The organism is Loktanella gaetbuli (assembly GCF_020531945.1).
GTDB lineage: Bacteria > Pseudomonadota > Alphaproteobacteria > Rhodobacterales > Rhodobacteraceae > Loktanella > Loktanella gaetbuli.
In genome coordinates, this window is the sequence record NZ_JAJATZ010000005.1 from 199,217 (window position 1) to 214,700 (window position 15,484).

24 protein-coding genes are annotated in these 15,484 nt (G+C 62.1%); 17 read left to right on the plus strand and 7 right to left on the minus strand.

What is annotated here, in order from left to right; all coding sequences use genetic code 11:
• The first annotated feature begins 59 nt into the window (after positions 1-59).
• Entirely contained in the window at positions 60-713 is a 654-nt protein-coding gene (locus LGQ03_RS12210; protein WP_226748633.1) for an OmpA family protein, read from the plus strand.
• 121 nt (positions 714-834) lie between these two features.
• On the opposite strand, the gene LGQ03_RS12215 is transcribed toward LGQ03_RS12210, so the two are convergent.
• From LGQ03_RS12215 to LGQ03_RS12235, 5 genes are all read right to left on the minus strand, one after another.
• Positions 835-1,392, minus strand: coding sequence for a F0F1 ATP synthase subunit B (locus LGQ03_RS12215; RefSeq protein ID WP_090159804.1), 558 nt, complete (start codon positions 1,390-1,392; stop codon positions 835-837).
• A 3-nt stretch (positions 1,393-1,395) separates the two neighbouring features.
• Complete coding sequence (locus tag LGQ03_RS12220; RefSeq protein WP_090159803.1) at positions 1,396-1,917, minus strand: F0F1 ATP synthase subunit B'; 522 nt, start codon at positions 1,915-1,917, stop codon at positions 1,396-1,398.
• An 81-nt stretch (positions 1,918-1,998) separates the two neighbouring features.
• Positions 1,999-2,235 carry a F0F1 ATP synthase subunit C gene (locus tag LGQ03_RS12225; RefSeq protein WP_056035496.1) on the minus strand — a complete coding sequence of 79 codons (237 nt, stop codon included), beginning with the start codon at positions 2,233-2,235 and terminating at the stop codon, positions 1,999-2,001.
• Between the two features lie 63 nt (positions 2,236-2,298).
• A complete protein-coding gene (locus tag LGQ03_RS12230) occupies positions 2,299-3,084 on the minus strand; it encodes a F0F1 ATP synthase subunit A (RefSeq protein ID WP_090159802.1) in 786 nt (261 codons plus the stop codon).
• Entirely contained in the window at positions 3,056-3,409 is a 354-nt protein-coding gene (locus LGQ03_RS12235; RefSeq protein ID WP_226748634.1) for an AtpZ/AtpI family protein, read from the minus strand. The genes LGQ03_RS12230 and LGQ03_RS12235 overlap by 29 nt, the downstream gene beginning before the upstream one ends.
• Positions 3,410-3,616: 207 nt before the next feature.
• Between LGQ03_RS12235 and LGQ03_RS12240 the strand changes: the two genes are divergently transcribed.
• Complete coding sequence (locus LGQ03_RS12240; RefSeq protein ID WP_226748635.1) at positions 3,617-3,958, plus strand: ArsR/SmtB family transcription factor; 342 nt, start codon at positions 3,617-3,619, stop codon at positions 3,956-3,958.
• Between the two features lie 168 nt (positions 3,959-4,126).
• Here LGQ03_RS12240 and LGQ03_RS12245 read toward each other — a convergent pair whose 3' ends face one another.
• Together LGQ03_RS12245 and LGQ03_RS12250 are read right to left on the minus strand one after the other, a co-directional pair.
• Positions 4,127-5,038 (minus strand): DMT family transporter, encoded by a 912-nt coding sequence (locus LGQ03_RS12245; protein ID WP_226748636.1) that lies wholly within the window; start codon positions 5,036-5,038, stop codon positions 4,127-4,129.
• The gene (locus tag LGQ03_RS12250; protein ID WP_090159798.1) at positions 5,038-5,916 is read right to left on the minus strand and encodes a LysR family transcriptional regulator; all 879 of its coding nucleotides are present in this window, start codon (positions 5,914-5,916) and stop codon (positions 5,038-5,040) included. The genes LGQ03_RS12245 and LGQ03_RS12250 overlap by 1 nt, the downstream gene beginning before the upstream one ends.
• A 121-nt stretch (positions 5,917-6,037) precedes the next feature.
• Between LGQ03_RS12250 and LGQ03_RS12255 the strand changes: the two genes are divergently transcribed.
• From LGQ03_RS12255 to rpmE, 15 genes are all read left to right on the plus strand, one after another.
• On the plus strand, positions 6,038-6,949 hold the full coding sequence (locus LGQ03_RS12255) for an alpha/beta hydrolase (protein WP_226748637.1): 912 nt from the start codon (positions 6,038-6,040) through the stop codon (positions 6,947-6,949).
• Positions 6,946-7,302 carry a DoxX family protein gene (locus LGQ03_RS12260; RefSeq protein WP_226748638.1) on the plus strand — a complete coding sequence of 119 codons (357 nt, stop codon included), beginning with the start codon at positions 6,946-6,948 and terminating at the stop codon, positions 7,300-7,302. The genes LGQ03_RS12255 and LGQ03_RS12260 overlap by 4 nt, the downstream gene beginning before the upstream one ends.
• 169 nt (positions 7,303-7,471) lie before the next feature.
• Positions 7,472-8,959: a signal recognition particle protein gene (gene ffh, locus LGQ03_RS12265; protein ID WP_090159795.1), complete on the plus strand. Its 1,488-nt coding sequence runs from the start codon at positions 7,472-7,474 to the stop codon at positions 8,957-8,959.
• Between the two features lie 3 nt (positions 8,960-8,962).
• Positions 8,963-9,544 (plus strand): GNAT family N-acetyltransferase, encoded by a 582-nt coding sequence (locus LGQ03_RS12270; RefSeq protein ID WP_226748639.1) that lies wholly within the window; start codon positions 8,963-8,965, stop codon positions 9,542-9,544.
• Positions 9,541-10,056: a GNAT family N-acetyltransferase gene (locus LGQ03_RS12275; RefSeq protein WP_226748640.1), complete on the plus strand. Its 516-nt coding sequence runs from the start codon at positions 9,541-9,543 to the stop codon at positions 10,054-10,056. The genes LGQ03_RS12270 and LGQ03_RS12275 overlap by 4 nt, the downstream gene beginning before the upstream one ends.
• Positions 10,053-10,622 (plus strand): GNAT family N-acetyltransferase, encoded by a 570-nt coding sequence (locus LGQ03_RS12280; protein ID WP_226748641.1) that lies wholly within the window; start codon positions 10,053-10,055, stop codon positions 10,620-10,622. Before LGQ03_RS12275 ends, LGQ03_RS12280 begins: the two co-directional genes overlap by 4 nt.
• Positions 10,619-10,918 carry a chorismate mutase gene (locus LGQ03_RS12285; protein ID WP_056035533.1) on the plus strand — a complete coding sequence of 100 codons (300 nt, stop codon included), beginning with the start codon at positions 10,619-10,621 and terminating at the stop codon, positions 10,916-10,918. Before LGQ03_RS12280 ends, LGQ03_RS12285 begins: the two co-directional genes overlap by 4 nt.
• A 41-nt stretch (positions 10,919-10,959) precedes the next feature.
• Positions 10,960-11,361 (plus strand): 30S ribosomal protein S16, encoded by a 402-nt coding sequence (rpsP, locus tag LGQ03_RS12290; protein ID WP_172794899.1) that lies wholly within the window; start codon positions 10,960-10,962, stop codon positions 11,359-11,361.
• A gap of 130 nt (positions 11,362-11,491) precedes the next feature.
• Positions 11,492-12,001 carry a ribosome maturation factor RimM gene (rimM, locus tag LGQ03_RS12295; RefSeq protein WP_226748642.1) on the plus strand — a complete coding sequence of 170 codons (510 nt, stop codon included), beginning with the start codon at positions 11,492-11,494 and terminating at the stop codon, positions 11,999-12,001.
• Complete coding sequence (locus LGQ03_RS12300; RefSeq protein ID WP_226748643.1) at positions 11,998-12,801, plus strand: hypothetical protein; 804 nt, start codon at positions 11,998-12,000, stop codon at positions 12,799-12,801. The genes rimM and LGQ03_RS12300 overlap by 4 nt, the downstream gene beginning before the upstream one ends.
• 1 nt (position 12,802) lies before the next feature.
• A complete protein-coding gene (locus tag LGQ03_RS12305; protein WP_226748644.1) occupies positions 12,803-13,600 on the plus strand; it encodes a hypothetical protein in 798 nt (265 codons plus the stop codon).
• A gap of 64 nt (positions 13,601-13,664) precedes the next feature.
• A complete protein-coding gene (locus tag LGQ03_RS12310; protein ID WP_083484359.1) occupies positions 13,665-13,826 on the plus strand; it encodes a DUF1328 family protein in 162 nt (53 codons plus the stop codon).
• A 35-nt stretch (positions 13,827-13,861) separates the two neighbouring features.
• Positions 13,862-14,683 (plus strand): tRNA (guanosine(37)-N1)-methyltransferase TrmD, encoded by an 822-nt coding sequence (gene trmD, locus LGQ03_RS12315; RefSeq protein ID WP_226748645.1) that lies wholly within the window; start codon positions 13,862-13,864, stop codon positions 14,681-14,683.
• Positions 14,684-14,733: 50 nt separating this feature from the next.
• Positions 14,734-15,111, plus strand: coding sequence for a 50S ribosomal protein L19 (gene rplS / locus LGQ03_RS12320; protein ID WP_090159790.1), 378 nt, complete (start codon positions 14,734-14,736; stop codon positions 15,109-15,111).
• 11 nt (positions 15,112-15,122) lie between these two features.
• A complete protein-coding gene (rpmE, locus tag LGQ03_RS12325) occupies positions 15,123-15,344 on the plus strand; it encodes a 50S ribosomal protein L31 (RefSeq protein ID WP_056035554.1) in 222 nt (73 codons plus the stop codon).
• The last annotated feature ends 140 nt before the right edge of the window (positions 15,345-15,484 follow it).

The window sequence follows — 15,484 nt, forward strand, 5'->3', positions numbered from 1 at the left end:
CATATAGCGAGGTATCTTGAATGCCCGAACGTCGGGGATTCGCATGAAGGAAACACGCTATGACTTTTTCACGTTTGAACATGACCGCCGCGTCCGCAGCCTTGCTGCTGGCAGCTGGCTGTGCCGGCACTGGCGGCCCGAACGACAACCAGAATGCCCGCAACGCCGCGATGATCGGCGCAGGTGCTGGTGCCGTCGCCGGCCTTTTGGCAGGGGATGATGCAACCGAGCGGCGTCAGAATGCCCTCGCAGGTGCTGCACTTGGCGCGGCTGCTGGCGCTGGTATCGGCACGCTGCTGGACCGCCAGGAAGAAGAACTGCGCCGCGAGTTGGGCAACAACGTCGGCATCGTCAACAATGGCAACAACCTGACCGTGACCCTGCCGCAGGACATCCTGTTCGCAACCAACTCGACCGCAGTTTCCGGTGCGGCACAGGGCGACCTGACAGCACTTGCCCGGAACCTGCAGTCCTATCCGAATTCGACCGTGAACGTGATCGGTCACACCGACAACGTCGGCGAAGCCGCATTCAACTTTGACCTGTCGCAGCGCCGCGCGCAGGCCGTCAGCAGCGTGCTGATCAACGCAGGGGTTGCACCGTCGCGGATCCGTTCGATCGGCCGTGGCGAGGATCAGCCGATTGCGACGAACAATTCGCCCGAGGGGCGTCAGCAGAACCGCCGGGTCGAGATCGTCATCACTCCGAACTAAGCGGCTTTTGTCAGAAAACCGCCAACCGTTTCGGTTGGCGGTCACTGGCCAGACGGAAAATCGACAAACAAAAAACCCGGCGCACAGCGCCGGGTTTTTTCATTCTGCAATATTGATCGCGTCAGTGCATCTTGGCTTTGACGGTGTCGATGCTCTCGTCGATCAGGGCGTTGGTGCGCTTGGCGTCCATGTTCTTGGCAATCACGTCCTTGGACGCTGCGACAGCGACCATGATCGCCTGATCGCGCACATCGCGGATTGCGGCGGCACGGGCTGCGGCAAGCTGCTCTTCCGCACCGGCCAGACGGCGGTCAATGTTGGATGCGATTTCGGCTTTTGCGGCCTCGGCAGAGCGTTCTGCCTCTTGGCGCGCATTCGCAACGATCCGGTCAGCCTGTTCCTGCACTTCTTTCTGCTTGCGCTCGTAGGATGCAAGCAGAGTCTGCGCTTCTTCACGCAGAGCGCGGGCCTCGTCGAGGTCGGACTGGATGCCGACAGCGCGGCTGTCCAGCATCTCGGTTACTTTGCCCGGCACCTTGAAATACAGAAGGATCGCGATGAACAGCAAGAAGCCGAGCGTCACGACAAAATCGGTGTTCGCCAGCGAAAAGAACACATCGCCTGCAGCGAGTGCCGGTGTTGCGGACAGGGCGAGGACGGCGATCAGGATATGACGCATGACTTAACCTTTCATCCGCGCGGTGACGGCTTCGTTGATGGCATCCGCGTTGACGTCCACGCCCATGGTGGACACCAGTGCCTGCGCCACGTCGCGCGCGACCTCACCCACGTTTTGCGTGGCGTTTGCCCGGATCTCGGCGATGGCGGCTTCGGCCTCGGCGGTCTGGGCGGAAATCTTGGCGTCGGCTTCGGCCAGTGCAGCGTCAAGGTCCTTCTGGGCCTCGGCACGGGCTTCGTCCGCGATACGGTTGCTTTCGCTGCGTGCGTCGGCAAGCGCCTTTTCGTATGATTTTTCTGCGGCGGCGGCCTGATTTTTCAGGTCTTCGGCTGCGGCAAGATCATTCGAGATCGTGCCGGACCGTTCAGCCAGAATAGCCGAGATGCGCGGCAAGGCCACGCGCGACAGCATCAGATAGATCACGACAAGCGCGACCAACAGCCAGAAAATCTGGTTGGGGAATGTTTCAAAGTTCAGCTGGGGCATGCCAGCGTTCACTTCGGTTGCGACTGTTTCAGTTGCCATCAGGCCCCCCGGATACCTTAGGTTCTACCGGCCGGGCCGCGATTGCGCCCCGGCCAGCCGTAAGGATGATTTGCGGTCGTCTTAGACTGCGAACATCAGCAGAAGTGCGATCAGGAACGAAAAGATCCCGAGAGCTTCTGCGAATGCCAGGCCGATGAAGAGTGTCGCGGTCTGCGACGCAGCGGCGGAGGGGTTGCGCAGTGCGCCGGCCAGGTAGTTACCTGCCACGTTGCCAACACCCAGAGCAGCCAGACCCGTACCGACGCCAGCCAAGCCAGCACCCAGGAATTGGCCCATGTTTGCGATATCGCCTTCCATAATCTTTTCTCCTTACGATGGAATTGCGTTGATGGTTCGTAGACTTACCCGTGGACCTGCCCGTTAGTGGGCCGGATGCAGCGCATCCTTGAGGTAGACACAGGTCAGAATGGTAAAGACGTAGGCCTGGATGCCGCAGACGAGGATTTCCAGACCGTAGATCGCCGTGATGGCCAGAACGGACAGCGGGCTGACGGCCGCCAGTGCGGCAAAGGCTGCGAACACCTTGATCACGGCGTGACCGGCGGTGATGTTGCCTGCCAGACGGACCGAGTGGCTGACCGGACGGACGAAGTACGAAATGATTTCGATCACGGCGATGATGGGACGCAGGAACAGCGGTGCCTCTGACATCCAGAACAATTTCAGGAACGACGGACCGTTCAGCACGAAACCAAGGATGGTGACTGCGAAAAACACGCCGAAACCCAGCACCGCGGTCGCCGCGATATGGCTGGTCGTCGAGAACGACATCGGGATCAGGCCGAGGTAGTTGGCGAACAGGATGAACATGAACAGCGTCATGATATAGGGGAAATACTTCAGCCCCTCCTTGCCGGTGATGTCCTCGACCATCTTGTGGGTAAAGCCATACATCAGTTCGGCGATGGACTGGCCGCGACCGGGGATCGTGGACCGGCTGCGCGTGCCCCAGATGAACAGTGCAGCGATGCACAGCACTGCAATGGCAAGCCACAGGGTCACGTTCGTGGGCGTGTACCAATGCACGGGGCCGTCACCGAACAGCGGTTTGACAATGAACTGGTCCAGCGGGTGAAAAACCAGACCGCCAGTTTCTTCGGCACCGTCGTAAGCAGTTTCAGTCGCCACGTGTTTCACCCTCGTCATCGGCGGATTGTTCCGCCTGCTGTTTCGCCTGCATTTCCTTGGCTGACCGCATCATGGTGTTCACACCGGCTGCGAAGCCAAAGAAAATGAACAGCACCAGAAATATCGGCATGGTCCCAAAGAAGAGATCCAGGCTGTATCCGATGCCGAAACCGATCCCAAGACCGGCCACAAGTTCGATCACCATCCGCCATGCAAGCTGCGCTTGACCGTGATGGCTTTCACTATGGGATTTCACCGGTTGCGTCACCTTGCGGGCCGCCAGTTTCTGTTCCAGCGCCTTCAGACGCTCGGACGGATCTGGATGGTCCGTGTTCGGTGTCACGTGGATCTATCCCGTTCGTTCCCGTGAGGGTCTATGGCGCGAACGAAAAGGAGTCAAGCGAGGCAAATTTTACGCCAACAAATTGATTTGTATGGATATATTCAATACACACAGACAGCAATTCGCCGAAATCCAATGCATCGCGCCCCCGTTTGTCATTCAACCATTCGGTTGACGATAGCGCGGGCATCGGCGTATCGGATTTGCATGACCGCAAATCTGGACACAACCTTTGCAGCACTTGCCGACCCGACCCGCCGGGCGATCCTGTCCATGTTGCTGGAGGATGACATGGCCGTCACGGACGTGGCAGAGCCGTTCGAGATGTCACTGGCGGCAGTGTCAAAGCACCTTGGCGTGCTGACAGCCGCCGGTCTGGTGTCACAGGAAAAACGCGGCCGCGTGAAATGGTGCAAACTGGAACCCGATGCGCTGCATGCTGCGGCGGTCTGGATGCAGGCCTTTGGCATGTTGGGCCCGCTGGACCTGGATGCGTTCGAAGGGTTTCTGTTGGGCCAGTTGGAACAGGAAAAAACCGCCAACCCGTGATCCGGGCGGCGGCTGATAACTGGTTAACCTGTCGTGTGCGTTACAGAACGAACTGCACGATCGCGACGACGATGACCACGAGACCCACGAGATAGATGATATTACGCATTTTTTTATCCTACTTGAACTATTCGTGAGCGAACGCCCCGGTGCGACATTTTGTTCCGATCAGCCCCCGTGTTTTTCCGGGCCGTCATCGCGCAGCAGCAGGAACAGTGCCAGAATGGTCAGCGCAATCCCGACCAGGATCAACGGTCGCGGCGGCACGGCCCCCAGCGCCAGCTGCCAGCAGATGACCCAGCTGGGCGTCAGATAGGTGTAGGCCATGACCTTGGCGCTTGGCAGGCGGGTTGCGGCGAACTGCAACAGCGCAAAGGTCGCGGCAGACGCAGCGATGGCCACATAGGCCAGCGTGATCCAGACGATACCCGGCAGACTGGTCCAGGGCGTCGCCACGATTGCGTCCCAGGCATAGACCGTCAGCAGCAGCGCTCCGGCCAGCAAGGTGCCACAGGCAAATACCAGCGTGCCCTCACCCCGTTTCAGCAGCGCCACGCAGGGCGTGTAGAACGCATGCGCGATACATCCGACAAAGAATATCGCCTCGCCCCGTCCCACATCCAGCGCACGCAGCGCGGCCAGATCAGCGCGAAAGATGACCCACAGCGCCCCGATCCCGCCGATGGCCAGCGCCAGCGCCATCCGCGCCGTCAGACGTTGCCGCAACAACAGCCAGCCGAAACCGGCCGCCATGATCGGTGTCAGGGTAAAGACCGCCGAGGTGCTGACCGGCGGCGCGGTTTTCAGCCCTTCGAACATTGTGGCGAAATAGATGCCCATCAGGGCCGCCAACGCGAAATAGCGCCATGGTGCCTGAAATGCCCTGCGGTTCACCTGCCCGGTCGCCACCGCGGCCACGGCCAGCAATACGGCAGCCAACCAGAACCGGGCAGCCGTCATGACCACGGGGTCGATTTCGTTTGCAGCACGGCTGCCAAGCGCAAAGCTGCCCGCAACCAGCGCCGAGAAGGTCAGCATTGCCAGATGACCCGCCCTGTCGGCGGACCGGGGTTTGAACATCACAGTTCGGCCTTTTTGACCCAATCCTTGAGAAAGGCGACAAAGGTCTGCACCTTCTTGCTGCGGTGCAGATCGACGTGGGTGACGATCCAGACATCCACGGACCATTCTTCCGGGCTTTCGATCACGGGGACCAGTTTCGGATAGCTCAGCAGATCCAGTCGCGACATGAAACCGATACCGGCCCCGGCCAGAATGGCCTCGCGCAGCACACGGGCGTCCGTCGTCTGGATGCGCCGCCTTTCGTCGGGCACACGTTCGGACAGCCAGCGGTAGAAGGGCGCACGATTGACCCCGTCCATATGCGTGACGAATTCGTGCCGCGCCAGGTCCGCTTCGGATTCGACCGGTCCCATCCGGGCGAGGTAATCCTCTGATGCGACCAGCACGGGCCGGAGCTGCATCAAGGGTTGGACCACGTTGTCGGGTTCTGCCGGTCGCGCGCCTGCCCGCACGGCAACATGTGCCTCGCCGTATTCCAGCCGAAAGATGCGTTCGTCGGTCAGGATCTGGCTGCGGATTTCAGGATAGGCCGTGTTGAATTCGTGAATGACACCCGCAAGGATGATCGACAACTCGCCGATCGAGGTAATGATCAGCTCGCCGCTGACGCCATCGCCCTGCCCCTTGATGCGCCCGACCAGCTGGGTGAATTGTTCATCAGTCGTCTGCGCCACGCGCAGCAGATCCACACCTGCATCGGTCGGCGTATAGCCGCGTGCATGGCGCTGGAACAGCTTGACGCCCAGCCGTCCCTCAAGCGAGTCGATATGTCGGATGACCGTCGCATGATGCACGCCCAGTTGTTCGGCGGCCCCGCTGACCGTCCCCGCCCGCGCCACCTGAAAGGCCGTGCGGATTTCGTCCCAGCTGTCCATGTCTTGCGCTCTCTCTGGTTCAGGCCCGTTCTGGGCCAAGGTCGGTTATTTTACCCCATAGCGCAATCGTCAATGACCTGCATCGCTTGACCGGGACTGACGGAACACCCCACTGTAGGACATGACTTCGTTGACCCACCGCCTGATGCGGCTGCACGCATGGACCGTGCAAAAGCCGATCCTCGCACTCGTGCGACACACGGGCGTGCTGCGCGTCCTGTTCACCGTGAATGCCGTGATCGGCAACAAGACACCGCCGGGTCTGCGCCTGAAGGCAATCGACCTGAACGGCAGACCCGGCATGATATGCGGCACGGATGCACCGACACCGAACGGCACGACGCTGTATCTGCACGGCGGCGCCTTCGTGATCGGCAATCTGCGGGGCTACAGGCATCTGGTCGCGCGGCTGGCGCAGGCGGCGGGCACGCGCGGTGTATTCCTCGATTACCGGTTGGCGCCGGAACATCCGTTTCCGGCCGCACTTGATGACGCAGAGGCGGCCTGGCGCGCGTTGTCTGATGATCCGGACGCGGGACCGCTGACATTGGCGGGGGACAGCGCGGGCGGCAATCTGGCGCTGGCACTCTTGCAGCGGATCATCGCCAAGGGGCTGGTGTTGCCGCATGGCGTGGCTGTGCTGTGTCCCGTCACGGACCTGCGACTGGAAAACCCGTCGCTGGCGAAAAACCGCAAAACCGATCCGCTGGTTTCGACCCGTTGGGGCGCGCGGGGCGTTGCGGCCTATCTGGCCGGTGCTGATCCCGCCCAGCCCGATGCCTCGCCCATACTGGGGGATTTCACCGGCGGACCACCCGTTCTGATCCACACCGACCGGGGCGAGGTGCTGCACGACGATGCCTGCCTGATGGCCGACCGGCTGCGCCATCAGGGCGTGGATGTCACATTGACCAAGGAGGCGGGTCTGTATCATGTCTGGCACCTGAATGTCGGGCGCACCGTCGAAGCAGGTCGCAGCGTGGCCCAGATCGGCGCATTCCTGTCCGACGCCGTCACAAGGGGCCGTTCATGACGATACTGATCCTGATCCTGCGGATCGCACTGACCGTCGCGTTTCTCTATTTCGGTCTGCGCAAGATTTTCGGCGGCAAGGAAGACGTCAAAATCTACGACGCGCTTGGTTTCGGACAATGGCCGCGTCCCATCACCGGCAGCGTGGAAACGATCTGCGCCATCGGGCTATGGGTGCCGGGGTTTCAGGGGATCGCGGCACTGGGCCTGCTGGCAACGGTCATCGTCGGCACCACGACGCTGACCCTATTCACCAGGCTGCCGCGCGCGCACATGTTCGCGCTGATCGCAGGCAGCGCCGTGCTGGTTTGGTTCGATGCCGCCGATATCCTGCGTTTTCTGCCGCTGGCTTGACTCTGTGACTGTCCCCGCGTAATCCGCACGTAATTCCCCGGAAGCTGTGCCTTCCGGTCCCCGGTTAACGGGGATCGCCCTCCGTCAGCGCGTTGCGCCCACGGGGGCGCTACCGCATTGAGCGTTCGTCCCCATATGGGTGGCAACGCAACCGACGACAGGACGAGCCATGTTCGAGAACCTCTCTGACCGCCTATCAAGCGTCTTTGACCGCCTGACGAAACAGGGTGCCCTGTCCGCGGACGACGTCAAGACCGCCATGCGCGAGGTGCGTGTTGCCCTGCTCGAGGCCGATGTGTCGCTGCCCGTCGTGCGCGATTTCGTCAAGGCGGTCGAGGCCAAGGCGACCGGTCAGGCCGTGACCAAGTCGATCACGCCGGGCCAGCAAGTCATCAAGATCGTCCACGACGAATTGCAGCACGTCCTGACCGGCGACGAAGATCCCGGCAAGCTCAAGATCGACAACCCGCCAGCACCCATTCTGATGGTCGGCCTGCAGGGTTCGGGCAAGACGACGACGACGGCGAAACTGGCAAAACGGCTCAAGGATCGTGAGGGCAAGAAGGTCCTGATGGCCTCGCTCGACACCAACCGCCCTGCGGCCATGGAACAGCTTGCGATCCTCGGCACGCAAATCGGCGTGGATACCCTGCCCATCGTCAAGGGCGAGACGCCCGTGCAGATCGCCAAGCGCGCGAAAACGCAGGCCAGCCTTGGCGGGTATGACGTGTTCATGCTGGATACCGCGGGTCGTCTGCACATCGACGCCGAATTGATCGCGCAGGCCGCCGAGGTGCGTGACGTCGCCAACCCACGCGAAACGCTGCTGGTGGTTGACGGCCTGACAGGTCAGGACGCAGTCAACGTCGCCCAGGAATTCGACGACAAGATCGGCGTGACCGGTGTGGTCCTGACCCGGATGGACGGCGACGGGCGCGGCGGTGCGGCCCTGTCGATGCGTGCCATCACCGGCAAGCCCATTCGCTTTGTCGGTCTGGGCGAAAAGATGGACGCCATCGAGACCTTCGAGCCACAGCGCATCGCGGGCCGTATCCTGGGCATGGGCGACATCGTGGCCCTGGTCGAAAAGGCGCAGGAAACGCTGGAGGCCGAACAGGCCGAACGCATGATGAAGCGGTTCCAGAAGGGCCGTTTCAACATGAACGACCTGAAAATGCAGCTCGACCAGATGCTGAAAATGGGCGGCATGGAAGGCATGATGGGCATGATGCCCGGCATGAACAAGATGAAGGGCCAGATGGACAAGGCCGGGATCGACGACAGTATCCTGCGCCGCCAGATCGCCCTGATCAACTCCATGACCAAGGCCGAGCGCGCCAACCCCGACCTGCTGGCTGCCAGCCGTAAAAAGCGGATCGCCAAGGGTGCGGGTCTGGAAGTGTCGGAACTGAACAAGCTGGTCAAACAGCACCGCCAGATGGCCGACATGATGAAGAAAATGGGCAAGGGCGGGATGCTCAAACAGGCGATGAAGCAGATGATGGGCAAGGGTGGCATGCCGGACATGAACGACCCTGCCGCCATGCAAGAGGCCGCCAAGGCCATGCAAGGCCGCATGCCCGGCGGTGGCCTGCCCGGACTGGGCGGTGGTGCCGCCCTACCCCCCGGTCTGTCCGGTTTCGGCAAAAAGAAATAAGCGATGAAGTCGGATCGTTCCCTGCACAGCCGCGTGCTGACCTCTGCCCCGGTGTTGACCACCGGGCGGTTGTTGCTGCGCGGCCCGCAGGACAGCGACCTGGACGCGTTGACCGACATGGTGACGCAATCGGACCGCATGAAACATGTCGGCGGCAAGGGCACCAGCACCGAAGCCTGGCGCGCATTCATTTCGGGGATCGGCCACTGGCAGATGCGGGATTTCGGGTTCTTTACGATCACCGACCGTAACACCGGCGAAACCTTTGGCCGATGCGGACTGCTGCGGCACGTCGGCTGGCCTGAAACCGAACTGGCCTACCACCTGTTTGACGGCGCCGAGGGGCGCGGCATCGCCTATGAGGCCTGCGTTGCCGTGCGCCGCTGGGCGGGCGAGAGCCTTGGCCTTGGGCCGCTGGCGTCGTTCATCGCCCCTGCCAATGCCCGCAGCCGTGCACTGGCCAAACGCCTGGGCGCGGTTGAGGAAGGGCTGCACGTCATCGACGGCGACCAGGCACTGGTGCACCGGCACCTGGCGCATGACGCGCCCTTGGCCCGCGCGCAATGGCTGGAGGTCTCGCAATGAACCACAGCCTGCAAACTGCCCGCCTGATCCTGCGTCAGCCTCATGCATCGGACTGGCCCGCGTTCCGCGAATTCATGGCGTCGGACCGTGGCGCGCTGTTCGGCCACACGACCGAAGGGACCGCCTGGCGCAGCTTTGCCGCCGAACTGGGCCACTGGCAGATTTTCGGTTTCGGCATGTGGGCCGTCACGCAGCGCGGATCGGACGCCATCGTGGCACTGATCGGCCCATGGTGCCCGCCAGACTGGCCGGAAAACGAAATCGGCTGGATGGTGCTGGACCCCGCGATCGAGGGCACCGGCATCGCCCACGAGGCGGCCAAGGCATCGCTGATGCACGCCTTTACAGCCCTCGGCTGGACCACCGCCGTCAGCTATATCGCGCCCGACAATACCCGGTCTGCCGCATTGGCCGCCCGGTTGGGGGCCGCACCCGACCATGCCGCGACCCCGCCCGCCAGCTACGCAGGCCAGGTGGTCTGGCGTCACCCCCTGCCAAAGGACCTGTCATGACGATACATCCCTGGGAACAGCCCCCCGCCGGGCAGGCCGCCGTGGCGGTCGACCGCATCGCGCAGGCCCTGCCGCGCATCGCAACGGACCGCACCATCATGCGCGGCCCCTACATGGAAGATTTCGATGTCTTTGCGGATCTGGTGACGTCGGACCGCGGGCGCTATGTGTCTGGTCCGCTGACGCGCGAGGGTGCCTGGGACGACTTCATCCAGTTGACCGCCAGCTGGATCCTGCGCGGCGCTGGTCTGTGGACGGTCGAACATCAGGACGACAAACGCGTGCTGGGGTTCGTGCTGCTGGGACATGAAACCCGCGACCCCGAACCCGAACTCGGGTTCCTGTTCACCCAAGAGGCCGAGGGCGAAGGATACGCTTTCGAAGCTGCCGAAAAGGCACGCAACAATGCGTGGAACGCCCTCAGCTTTGACACGCTGGTCAGCTACATCGACCCCGAAAACGACCGTGCGATCGCGCTGGCGAAACGTCTGGGTGCGATCAAGGACGACGGCATGCACGACGGCTGCGAAATCTGGCGTCACCCGCGACCGGAGTATGACCTGTGACCGATGATCCCGTCATCCGTGCCGCAGAGGTGCTGAAGGAGCACCGCGCCAGCATCGACCGGTTGGATGCGATCCTTGTCTATACCCTGGGCGAACGGTTCAAGCACACGCAGGCTGTCGGCGCGCTGAAGGCCGCGCACGACCTGCCGCCGTCAGACCCAACGCGCGAGGCGACACAGATCGCCCGCCTCACCGATCTTGCGAAGCGGGCCGATCTGGACCCGGAATTCGCCAAGAAATTCCTGAATTTCATCATTCAGGAAGTCATCCACCATCACGAACAACACAAATCCTGACGGGCCTCCCCCGTCATCAATACCCAAGAAGGAAAAACATCATGGCTATGAAAATTCGTCTCGCTCGCGGCGGTTCCAAAAAGCGCCCCTACTATTCCATCGTTGCTGCCGACAGCCGCATGCCGCGCGACGGCCGTTTCAAGGAAAAGCTGGGCACCTACCAGCCGATGCTGTCCAAGGACGACGAGAACCGCGTCAAGATGGACATGGAGCGCGTGACCTACTGGCTGGGTCAGGGCGCAGAGCCCACCGACCGCGTGGCCCGCATGCTGGAGGCCGCTGGCCACCTGCCCAAGAAGGACCGCCAGAACCTGAAAAAGGGTGAGCCGGGCAAAGCCGCCAAGGCACGCGCCGAAGAAAAGGCCGCCAAGCAGGCCGCCATCGACGAGGCAGCAAACGCCCCCGCCGAGGCCCCCGCAGAAGAGGCCGCAGCAGAGGAGTAAATCCGACGCCGCGTGACCGATTGGCCCGTCTGTGCAACCGCACGGGCGGGCCTTTTTCGTATCACGCCCCTATTCCGCCCGCGCCACGGTCGCGCTACACTCGGTCCCGAACAAAATTCAGGGGCGTTGCATGACCGAGACCGTAATCGTGGGCCGAATCGGCGGATCATTCGGCGTCAAGGGCGAGGTCCGGATCAAATCGTTCTGCGCCGATCCCCAAGCCATCGCGGATTATACGCCGTTGACGACCGAGGACGGGCGCAGCTTTGCCCAGATGGTGTTGACGGGACAGACCAATGGCGGTTTCACCGCCCGGCTCGATGGCGTCATCACCAAGGAAGACGCCGACGCGCTGCGCAACGTCGATCTCTATGCGCCGCGCGACGTGCTGCCGGCCCTGCCGGACGACGAATACTATTACACGGATCTGATCGGATTGACCGTGGTCGATACCGGCGGCGTGACATTGGGCACGGTCGCGCGGGTCGTGGATCATGGTGCTGGTGATCTGCTGGATGTGACGGTGGCCGGGCAATCCGACACCGTGCTGATCCCTTTCACCCGCGCGGCGGTTCCCACGGTCGATCTGACCAGCCGTCGCATCGTGGCCGATCCACCCGAGGGTCTGTTCCCCACATGAGGCAGATTTTCATCCATCCGGGGTTTCACAAGACGGGAACCAGCTCGATCCAGCATTTCCTGTGGTACAACCGCGAAACGCTGGACCCGTTCGGCGCACCGGTGATGCTGCGACACATGAAACCGCTGCTGCAGGTCATCGGACGGTTTTCGCGCACGCTGAACCCGCTGGATCTGATGGATTACGTGGCCCGGATGGACGATGCATTCGCCGTGGCGGCCCCTCGCAGCGACCAGAACATCATCATGTCCTGCGAGGGTTTGCTGGGCAACCTTCCCGGCGGGCCGGGGGTCGATTCCTACGCACCGTCGGTCACGCTGGCTGCCTATCTGACCGGCTATCTCTCGGAACGGTTCCCCGATGTGCGGCAACGTATGATCCTGACAACGCGCGATGCCGATGGCTGGCTGTTCAGCACCTACCGGCATCATCTGCGGGGGCACAGGTTGAAACTGGATTTCAAGGAATTCGCGGCCCTGCACGCAGGCACCGCCGATCTGGCGAAAACCGTGGCAGAGGTGGCAGAGGTGATCGCCCCCGTGCCAGTCGACACGCTGCCGATGACCGACCTGCAGGCGCATCCCTTGGGGCCCGGTGGTGCGTTGTGCGAACACTTGGGTGTGTCGCCCAAGATCATGGCGCAGCTTGCCCCCGTGGGAACAGGCAATGCGGGACCGGATACCGCGTTGTGGCAAAAATTCCTGGACCTGAACCGCAGCCCGCTGGCCGATCGCGCGGTCGCCGCCGAAAAGGAACGCCTTGCGGCAGAGGCCAACCTGGGCGGCTGGCGGTTCGCCTGACATGACCCGCGTCATCGTCCACCCCGGTTTTCACAAGACCGGGACGTCCAGCCTGCAAACCTACCTGACGAAACACCGTGCAGCGCTTTGCCCGTATATGGCGTTCTATGGAAAGGACGACTTCTTGCAGGCCGGAGCCGCAGCGCGCCTATATGCCCAGCGCCCGTTTCGGTGGCGACTCTGGCTCTTTCGGCGGCGCCTCGACCGGTTCCTGGCCACGATCCCGGACGCCCCTGTGGTCGTCCTGAGCCGCGAGACATTCAGCGGGTCCATGCCCGGCCATCGCCGTATGTCAGGCAAGCTCATCACAAGATACCACGACGTGGCCGTGCCGTTGGGTCACCAGATCAATGCGGCACTGCGTGCCCGGTTCGGCCAGGACGTGCAGATCACTTATTTCTACACCCTGCGTGAACGGGAGGACTGGATCAGATCCGTCTATGGCCATCTGCTGCGATCCATTCACCTGACCTGCGATTTCAACGCGTTCCGCGCGCAATTTCCCGATCTGATCGACCCCGCGACCGAGGCCATGCGGATTACGCAGGATCTGGGCATCGCCGACGTGCATTGCGCCGACCTGCACGATATCGGCCACCGCCGCGCCGGACCCGCCAGCGCGTTGCTGGACCTCATAGGCGTTCCGGCAGCGGTTCAGGATGCCCTGCCACCCGCCGCCCGTGCGAATGCAGGGCAGGATCTTGAATTGCAAAATACTTTTCTGGCACTGAACCGCGCAGGCCTGAGCAAAGCAGCGTTGAAACGACGCAAGGAGGAACTGCGCCGACTGGCCGATTGACGTGCATGGAACAAAATGTCGCAGCCCCGGGTTGGATCAATAGTCAAACCAGAAAGGATCTATTATGATCGGTTGGATTATCACTCTACTCGTTATTGCCGCCATCGCGGCGCTGCTCGGCTTTGGCCGGATCAGCGGCCTTGCCCTCACCGGTGCAAAAGTACTGATCGGCATCGTGCTGATCCTGTTCCTGCTCGTGATCTTTGGCATCGTCGCGATCGCCTAGTGCAAGGCGGCCCGCGCCGCGCTATGACGCGGGCCATGACTGACACGCCCCGTTCCGCTGGTCGCAAGACCATCCGCCCCACGCTGCAACCGCGCGACCTGATGACCGACCAGCCAGAGCTGGCGGGCGTCTGGACCGCGCAGGTGCTGACCCTGCTGCCAGAGGCTTTCCCCGGTATTCTGGGTGAAAGCCTGATCGGTCGCGCGCTCAAGGACGATCTGTGGCAGTTGAACGTGACCGACCTGCGCCACTACGGTGAGGGTAAACACCGCAACGTCGATGACACCCCGGCAGGCGGTGGCGCGGGCATGGTATTGCGCGCAGATATCCTGGACCGGGCGCTGCACGATGTGCGTGCCGGATCGCGCGGGCGCAATCCATTGATCTACCTGACGCCACGCGGTCGCCCCATGACGCAAGGCTTGATGCAGAAACTGGCCGCCAGTGACGGTGTCACGCTGCTGTGCGGGCGTTTCGAGGGGGTGGACGAGCGCGTGATCGAGGCGCACGACATGATCGAGGTCAGCCTCGGCGACTTTGTCATGACCGGCGGAGAGATCGCCGCAATGGCCTTGATTGACGCAACGGTCCGTCTTATACCCCGCGTGCTTGGGAATCAGGCATCCGTGGAAGAAGAATCCTTCTCGCATGGATTGCTCGAACATCCCCAGTACACGAAACCCGCCGTCTGGAACGGTCGCGCGATACCCGAAGTTCTTCTGTCGGGGCACCACGCGAAGATCACTGACTGGCGACGGGCGCAGGCCGAAAGGCTGACAAAGGAACGCAGACCTGACCTCTGGCGGGCTTATTGTGCGGTGCATGATAGGGACCCGGACGAAGACACAGAGCTCTGAGGTGGCATAAACGTCGCGGGAAAACCCGTGCTATCATAGGAGCGCATGATATGGATATCATCGCACAGATCGAAGCGGAGCAGGTTGCTGCGCTGGGGAAAACCATCCCCGATTTCAAGGCGGGTGACACCATCCGCGTCGGTTACAAAGTGACCGAAGGCACCCGGACCCGGGTTCAGAATTACGAAGGCGTCTGCATCGCCCGCAAGAACGGCCGCGGCATCGCCGGTTCGTTCACGGTCCGCAAGATTTCCTTTGGCGAGGGCGTGGAACGCGTGTTCCCGCTGCATTCGACAAACATCGACGAGATCACCGTGGTGCGCCGCGGCAAGGTCCGCCGGTCCAAGCTGTACTATCTGCGCGCCCGTCGCGGTAAGTCCGCGCGTATCGCCGAGATGTCGAACTACAAGCCCCGCAACGACGCATAAGGACGGACACGATGAAAAAAGACATCCATCCCGATTACCACACCATCGACGTCAAAATGACCGATGGCACCGTGGTCCAGATGAAATCCACCTGGGGCAAGGAAGGCGACCAGATGTCGCTGGATATCGACCCCTCCGTGCACCCCGCATGGAACGGCGGCAGCACCCGCCTGATGGACTCGGGCGGCCGCGTGTCCAAGTTCAAGAGCAAATACGCTGGCCTCGGTTTCTAAGCCTGACGCCTGTGACAGACGACAAACGCCGCCCCTCGGGGCGGCGTTTTGCGTTTGAGGGGATGAGTTGGTCTTCAAGGTCAAATTGGACCGACTTTGGAAACTGTGTTTCGCTATTTCACGATTTGAGAACGGATTGA

Excerpts from the sequence above, each read along its gene's own strand:
- LGQ03_RS12210 (WP_226748633.1), top strand. The coding sequence starts at position 60 with ATGACTTTTTCACGTTTGAACATGACCGCCGCGTCCGCAGCCTTGCTG.
- LGQ03_RS12215 (WP_090159804.1), bottom strand. The coding sequence starts at position 1,392 with ATGCGTCATATCCTGATCGCCGTCCTCGCCCTGTCCGCAACACCGGCA.
- LGQ03_RS12220 (WP_090159803.1), bottom strand. The coding sequence starts at position 1,917 with ATGGCAACTGAAACAGTCGCAACCGAAGTGAACGCTGGCATGCCCCAG.
- LGQ03_RS12225 (WP_056035496.1), bottom strand. The coding sequence starts at position 2,235 with ATGGAAGGCGATATCGCAAACATGGGCCAATTCCTGGGTGCTGGCTTG.
- LGQ03_RS12230 (WP_090159802.1), bottom strand. The coding sequence starts at position 3,084 with ATGACGAGGGTGAAACACGTGGCGACTGAAACTGCTTACGACGGTGCC.
- LGQ03_RS12240 (WP_226748635.1), top strand. The coding sequence starts at position 3,617 with ATGACCGCAAATCTGGACACAACCTTTGCAGCACTTGCCGACCCGACC.
- LGQ03_RS12245 (WP_226748636.1), bottom strand. The coding sequence starts at position 5,038 with ATGTTCAAACCCCGGTCCGCCGACAGGGCGGGTCATCTGGCAATGCTG.
- LGQ03_RS12250 (WP_090159798.1), bottom strand. The coding sequence starts at position 5,916 with ATGGACAGCTGGGACGAAATCCGCACGGCCTTTCAGGTGGCGCGGGCG.
- LGQ03_RS12255 (WP_226748637.1), top strand. The coding sequence starts at position 6,038 with ATGACTTCGTTGACCCACCGCCTGATGCGGCTGCACGCATGGACCGTG.
- LGQ03_RS12260 (WP_226748638.1), top strand. The coding sequence starts at position 6,946 with ATGACGATACTGATCCTGATCCTGCGGATCGCACTGACCGTCGCGTTT.
- ffh (WP_090159795.1), top strand. The coding sequence starts at position 7,472 with ATGTTCGAGAACCTCTCTGACCGCCTATCAAGCGTCTTTGACCGCCTG.
- LGQ03_RS12270 (WP_226748639.1), top strand. The coding sequence starts at position 8,963 with ATGAAGTCGGATCGTTCCCTGCACAGCCGCGTGCTGACCTCTGCCCCG.
- LGQ03_RS12275 (WP_226748640.1), top strand. The coding sequence starts at position 9,541 with ATGAACCACAGCCTGCAAACTGCCCGCCTGATCCTGCGTCAGCCTCAT.
- LGQ03_RS12280 (WP_226748641.1), top strand. The coding sequence starts at position 10,053 with ATGACGATACATCCCTGGGAACAGCCCCCCGCCGGGCAGGCCGCCGTG.
- rpsP (WP_172794899.1), top strand. The coding sequence starts at position 10,960 with ATGGCTATGAAAATTCGTCTCGCTCGCGGCGGTTCCAAAAAGCGCCCC.
- rimM (WP_226748642.1), top strand. The coding sequence starts at position 11,492 with ATGACCGAGACCGTAATCGTGGGCCGAATCGGCGGATCATTCGGCGTC.
- LGQ03_RS12300 (WP_226748643.1), top strand. The coding sequence starts at position 11,998 with ATGAGGCAGATTTTCATCCATCCGGGGTTTCACAAGACGGGAACCAGC.
- LGQ03_RS12305 (WP_226748644.1), top strand. The coding sequence starts at position 12,803 with ATGACCCGCGTCATCGTCCACCCCGGTTTTCACAAGACCGGGACGTCC.
- LGQ03_RS12310 (WP_083484359.1), top strand. The coding sequence starts at position 13,665 with ATGATCGGTTGGATTATCACTCTACTCGTTATTGCCGCCATCGCGGCG.
- trmD (WP_226748645.1), top strand. The coding sequence starts at position 13,862 with ATGACTGACACGCCCCGTTCCGCTGGTCGCAAGACCATCCGCCCCACG.
- rplS (WP_090159790.1), top strand. The coding sequence starts at position 14,734 with ATGGATATCATCGCACAGATCGAAGCGGAGCAGGTTGCTGCGCTGGGG.
- rpmE (WP_056035554.1), top strand. The coding sequence starts at position 15,123 with ATGAAAAAAGACATCCATCCCGATTACCACACCATCGACGTCAAAATG.